At 31.5% G+C, this 6,000-nt stretch carries 4 protein-coding genes; all 4 read right to left on the reverse strand.

All coding sequences use genetic code 11. The features are described 5' to 3' along the window. Positions 1-1,159: 1,159 nt before the first annotated feature. Genes ACE38V_RS18505 through ACE38V_RS18520 form a run of 4 tightly spaced genes read right to left on the reverse strand, consistent with a single transcriptional unit; the run spans position 1,160 to position 5,590 of the window. Positions 1,160-1,846, reverse strand: a complete 687-nt coding sequence (locus ACE38V_RS18505) for a Mov34/MPN/PAD-1 family protein (RefSeq protein ID WP_375843559.1) — start codon at positions 1,844-1,846, stop codon at positions 1,160-1,162. After that, positions 1,836-3,611 (reverse strand): ThiF family adenylyltransferase, encoded by a 1,776-nt coding sequence (locus tag ACE38V_RS18510; protein WP_375843561.1) that lies wholly within the window; start codon positions 3,609-3,611, stop codon positions 1,836-1,838. Before ACE38V_RS18510 ends, ACE38V_RS18505 begins: the two co-directional genes overlap by 11 nt. Beyond that, the gene (locus tag ACE38V_RS18515) at positions 3,595-4,572 is read right to left on the reverse strand and encodes a cyclic GMP-AMP synthase DncV-like nucleotidyltransferase (protein WP_375843563.1); all 978 of its coding nucleotides are present in this window, start codon (positions 4,570-4,572) and stop codon (positions 3,595-3,597) included. The genes ACE38V_RS18510 and ACE38V_RS18515 overlap by 17 nt, the downstream gene beginning before the upstream one ends. Next, positions 4,559-5,590 carry a CBASS cGAMP-activated phospholipase gene (locus ACE38V_RS18520; RefSeq protein ID WP_375843564.1) on the reverse strand — a complete coding sequence of 344 codons (1,032 nt, stop codon included), beginning with the start codon at positions 5,588-5,590 and terminating at the stop codon, positions 4,559-4,561. The genes ACE38V_RS18515 and ACE38V_RS18520 overlap by 14 nt, the downstream gene beginning before the upstream one ends. Positions 5,591-6,000: the final 410 nt, after the last annotated feature.

The following is a 6,000-nucleotide window of genomic DNA, read 5'->3' on the forward strand; positions in this document are numbered from 1 at the left end:
ACAAAATCAACTTTTCAAGGGGCTTTTCGATATCGGTGGTCAGACGTATCATGATATTTTAAAGTAAAGAAAAGAATGGAAATCCCTATAATATCAAGGGTCTTTGATACTTGGTGATACCTGTTTTTAGTTTCAATTAGCACATTTTTGGCACAATCATGTCATATCATTACCTATCATGCATTCAGAAATTCAGTAGCTTTACGATAAAAAATTTTTCCATATAGTCCAATTGCAACTTATAAAGGGCACATTGAACAAATTCAGCCAATTTCTCTTCTACAAAATCATATTTATTTTGAATTTCTTCATTTTCATAAGCATATTCTTCAAGTCTGTTTCTACAGGCATCAAACATAACTTCAATTTTTTCGAACAGTAAATCTAAAGCCTCTTCTTTACTATCATCATAATATTTATCTGTATATGAAACCCCATCAGTAATATCTACAATATAGCGGCTTCCAAGTTGGTAAAATCCAACAAAATCATATTTGTTACCTACTCCAATATTAAATAGGTTGTCTGCTTCTCCAGTCTAACAGTTTTCATATGAATCTTCTACATTTGTACCTTCTACAATAGTTTTTTGAATTTTTTCCATACTATCACCTTTCCTTTCTGCTGCGTTTTTTTATGAGGGCTTCACGGCTCCCCTTTGTTCTTATAGGATACTTTAGGCATATCAGTAACAGTTTTTTAGCAATTTAACATGAAAATATTACTACATAATAGATGACCCTTTTCTATGTTTATAGATTATTTACTTTTTTTCATGATTTCACCTTCCTTCTTTTTCTAAATACATATTCCATTTATTAGAGAATACACGTTCTTAAACTACAATTAAAGCATTGATTAATATAACTGTAAAATCGCTATTTTTATTGATACACCGGTAATTTCAACTTTAAAATACAGGTAATTCATGTCCTAATATCTTTTTTTGGATAAGATTTAATGTCGTTGACTAACAGAAAAAGGTAAGAATCTAAAGACTCTTACCTTTTTCAATATTTCAGTAAAAATTTATAATTTCATTTTTTTATTTCAATACATACGTGATTCTCTAGGTTCTTTTTTTTCATTTCCTCAAACAACATCTTAATTTGAATTTGCATTGAATCAAAAAGTGTATAAACTTTTTCTTCATTATCCTTTAAATTATTACAAACCTGATAAACCCATTTTCATTTTCTAATATATAATCAGAAATTTCACTTAATGCAAAAATAGAGTTAATCGTTCCTATAAATATTTGAGAAAAGGCTGCATTGTAAATATCATGTCCGGGTGGGCCAAGATTAAGATACCCGGCTACTTTAAAACCAAAGATTTTCCCCGCTTGATCTTCATAAATTATAATTTCCAAACCATTCGAAGATTTTAGATTTTTTAAAGGTTTACTAATCTTTTTTCCCTTCTGCTGCACTGCTACAAAAGGATTTTTAATACCAATGATAACCATAAACAAAAAATCTATTTCCATTGTCGAATCCTTTAACATATTGCTTAATAACTTCTTATCATCATTTGAAGGTGTTGGGGTATCCTCCGGATGAGTATGCCACTCACCTAAATAAATCCTTTCCCCGTTAGATTCTTTCCATGCCTCTTCAATTATTCTTTGAGCCTTTTGAACATTCCTCACAAAATAGTAGCGCCCTGAACAATCCTCATTAGACGGTTCAGATATGCTATCAATTATTATCAAATCTTTATATACTTTTCCTAACAGAATCCCACCAGATTCATTCTGATCTTTCTTCGTTTGCTTATAGGAATCAAATATTTTAGCAACAGGATTAGTAAAAACAACATGTTTATCACCAAATTTATATATCATTTAAATCAACACTTTCTATTTTATTGAGCCTAATAGAAAAATCAGATGCACCTACCCATTTTGGTGCTAACAGTCGCTTATTTTCCTTTTGTTCTGTTAAGTTTCCTAGCCAAGTAAAGACCTTATTTTTTTTCACTTCACGATTTAACTGTTGTTGAATAAACATTATAACTTCAACAATAAATTTTTTTAATTCTAAAACTCCGTAAGGAACATAAGATGTGCTGCACCCAAGTTCTTTTTTGGAGTATAAATTTCCATTTTTTAATATTTGATATTTGTATTCACCACTGTTAAAAAGCATTTTCATAGAAGTTTTGCTATTAGGTTCAATCCATACCGCATGTCCACCTGCTAGATAAGGTTCCACCCATAAGTATACTATTGGTTTTTTAATCACATTTGCCATTTGTAGTTCATTAAGTCTTAACTCCGCCGGAGTGTTACTTATTGCCACAATTATTAAATCAAAGGGATTTAGTGTGTTGGGGTTAGCCTTAAGCAATGACAAGACATTATCGCTATAAACATGAATTTGACTTGTTGGATAGTGTTTCCTTAGTCTATTTCTAACTGCTTCAGTTTTCTTTTCTCCAACCTGATCTGCACCACATAAATGCCTATTTATATTCTCAAAACTTAAATTATCAGAATCAATTAGCAACAAATGCTGTATTCCTATATCAATAAGTCCCTGTGCCATATGACTACCAACAGACCCACAGCCTACAACCGCAACTCTTAATCCAAGATTATCAACCTTTCCATCCCCGCCCCTACGCTTTAACCGAACTGCGCTAACATCTGTCACATAATACTTATCTATTTCCATCATTGGAAATTCCTTTATTAATTCTATTAATCCGTTACGGCTGTTGGCCCTGAATCCTTTAAGATTTGTTTGTATTTTTTTCCTTCCTCTATAATTTTCTATAACTCTCTTAAAAGGTTTGAGGTGTTCCCATATGCCCCATGTATAATCATTATTTATGTGTATCGAAAACAATATCTTTGTGGGTCTTTTATTATTTGTAAGAAACTTAAAATAATCATTTAAATTACATTTATTGTCTTTTAGAATGTGATATATATCTTTATTATTTTTAGGAAATGGAAACTTGATTGGTTCATGTAAAGGTACATAAAAGACAGGAATTACGTCTTCTTCATTAAAACTACCGCCAACATTTTTTATCCACTGGATAGCCTCGTTTTTGTGGTCAGAGATAATCCCATGTTCTGACCAATTCTTATATTTAAATGGAACTAGATATACAACTTTAGAAATTTCAGATGGTGCTACTGTAGAAAGATACCTCCCCTTAGTTTCCTGCAACCAATATGTTTCAAATTCTTCGGTATAATCTGTAAGGTTTTGTTCTAAAATTCCTTTTGTAAGTACTTCTTTAGATTTATCGATGGTTGCGTCCAAAACCCCTTTTGGATTATCAGGGTTCGGACTAGCAACTACATCATCAAAAATACAAAGAGTTCTAAATATATCAAGGTGGGGCAAAGGATATAACTTTTGAAAACTTTGATCGTCTAATTTTATTTGCGGAAATGAATCAGGAAAATTAAAAGGTAGATTAATTAGTAAATTAATATCATGCTCTGCGACTAACATATTTACCTTTAAAGTTACGGGATACTTGATGGGGTTTTCAGATTCTACTTGAATAGCCCCATAAGCATTTTCAAGATATTCCACTGATTCGTTTCTTTTATTTGAATATATTTCTGTTAAACTAAGAAGATCGTCCATAATTTCCTATTACTGCTGCTGATGCTGTTTGTAAAGCATATCCTTTATTCACTCTATCCTCTGGAGGATTATATTCAGGAAATCTATCTCCAAAAATTTTTATCCAAATATCTGCGGATTCACTTTTTTTCTCTTTTTCTAGTGCCTTTTGCCCATTAGTAACAAGGGTAGACAATTTGCTTAAAAAATTGGTTTTTGCCGTCTCAGACCATTCGTCAAATAACTCCTCTTCAGGGAATACTGGTCGTTTTAAACTGAAAGATTCATTTAACTCGTCATAAATTTCTTTTGCAATTGCAATGAAGACAGAATCATCATCTTCTTCATAGCCTTCAACAAAGTGATTTGAAGCCAGTATTGTAAAAATCATTCCGCTTGGAAATTTGTCTTCACCTTTTTTATTATCTTTCCACGCTTTAAAGTACCTGACAATTCGTTTTAATTGATCCCCTTTGCTTGTCACTTCATTGCTAAACCAGTTTGTTAATTCTTTCGGGTCGCTATCAATCCAACCCTTAGTTTTATGAGCCAACTTCGGATGATCAGCATTATCCCCTAATATATAAATTGGAAAATCAATATGATAGTCATTTTTAAAGATAACACGTACACAGGTATTTTTATTAACAGGAGGAGTTGTTGTATGACCATCAACTGCTTTTAAAATCCAATTATGTACAGTTGTTGCCGCTGGCCATTCTTCTTCATCCTTTCCAGCCAAGTGTATTAGATACACACCGTCGTCTATATCATACTCACCTTCGATGGGCTTTATGATAGTGTTCATCATATAAGAACCTTGCCCCCAGAAGTTAGGTTTCGTGACTTTTAAAGTATTTTCAAAGTAGTTTTGAATCTTTACCCTTAGTGCATTTCTTGATGTACGCAAAGATTGCTTTTTAGTAGAGTCAAGTTTAATTTTTCCATCAAATTCCATGAACAAATCATTACATTGTGCCAACTTTCTCACCTCTAAATTTATAATTTTGATTCCCTTTTTCAAAAAAGAATTGCAAATTTGGATCATTAATCCATTTACTACTTGCCTTGTGACCTTTTTCTACTAATAAATCGATAGATTCCTTAGAGGCTTTATCCAAACCAATCAATTTACTCTCTTCTTTATTTAAAGGTTCATTATTAATCCTTAAGTAGTGACCTTTAAGTGACTTATTTAAGTATTCAATATGATAATGAGTAGATATAGATTGTAAATCCATCATTAAAGGAATTAATGTTTTACTCCAAAGTGCAATTGAACGACGATGAACTTTAAGTGGCTTTTCAAAAGAAAAATTTTGATGAAGAGTTGATATTGACAATAAACTAAACTTTTCAAAGCCCCGATTATTATTTCCAATAAAATAACGATAGGCTTCTTGAATTCCATGTAATGATGGATTATTTGCAAATAATCCCCCATCAGCAAATTGGTCATTTGAATTTTCCATTGTATAAATTTCCTGTATAGGGAAGTAAGTTGGTGCAGCAGCGGTTGCTAAAGCAACATCAACTAATCTATGGTTACTATCCCTTCCCAAATCATCATGATGATCAGTTTTAATTATACATGGTGTTCCTTTTGTTATATTTGAGGTAGGTATTAAAACATTTGTCTCACAATCACTAATTGTTTTATCCTTAAAAACATTTTCAAGGGCATCCCTTAGATCCTTATCACTATATTTTGAAGTAATTATAAGTTGTTTTAATTTCCTAAATGCATTTTTAAATTTATTCCTATATGGAAAAATTATTGGACCATTTTCTTCATAGAGACTTACAACTTCTTTTGCTGGAATACCTGCTGCTAATGCAAGTGCAATAATCCCACCTGTAGATGTACCACAAATTAAGTCAAAATAATTATTTAACTTGCCGTATTGCTCCTCAAAATCAGCCAAGATTACCGCAGAATATAACCCCTTTATTCCTCCTCCATCAATTGATAATATTCGAAATGTGTTTAGTTCACTCATTCCACCAAACTCCTAACGCAGCATAAATTAAATTACTCATTTTATGTATTAGTAAGAATATTTATAGTTTTAGAATCTTAAAGTGTACTCAAACCGAGAGCAATCGATTAAATGAGATTTTTATGAATTTTATAATATTATATAAACCAATTGTACCATAATTTGTCTGAAATAATACCCAAAAGCAGAACGTATTTTCGCTTTTTATTTGTATATTTTTTGAAAGTCTATAATAGAACATAAAAAAGAAGACCTAATTTTAGGTCTCAATCATCAGAAATTAGGGCTTGTCAATTAAAGTGTGTAAGTTATTCTAAGTACCTTAACACACGATCTTTAAGATGGTCATGAAGGAGTAGTTGATTCATCACCATAGCCCATTGTTGAATATGGCCACCATTCCATTTGTT

The organism is Cytobacillus sp. Hz8 (assembly GCF_042263505.1).
Taxonomy (GTDB): domain Bacteria; phylum Bacillota; class Bacilli; order Bacillales; family Cytobacillaceae; genus Bacillus_BE.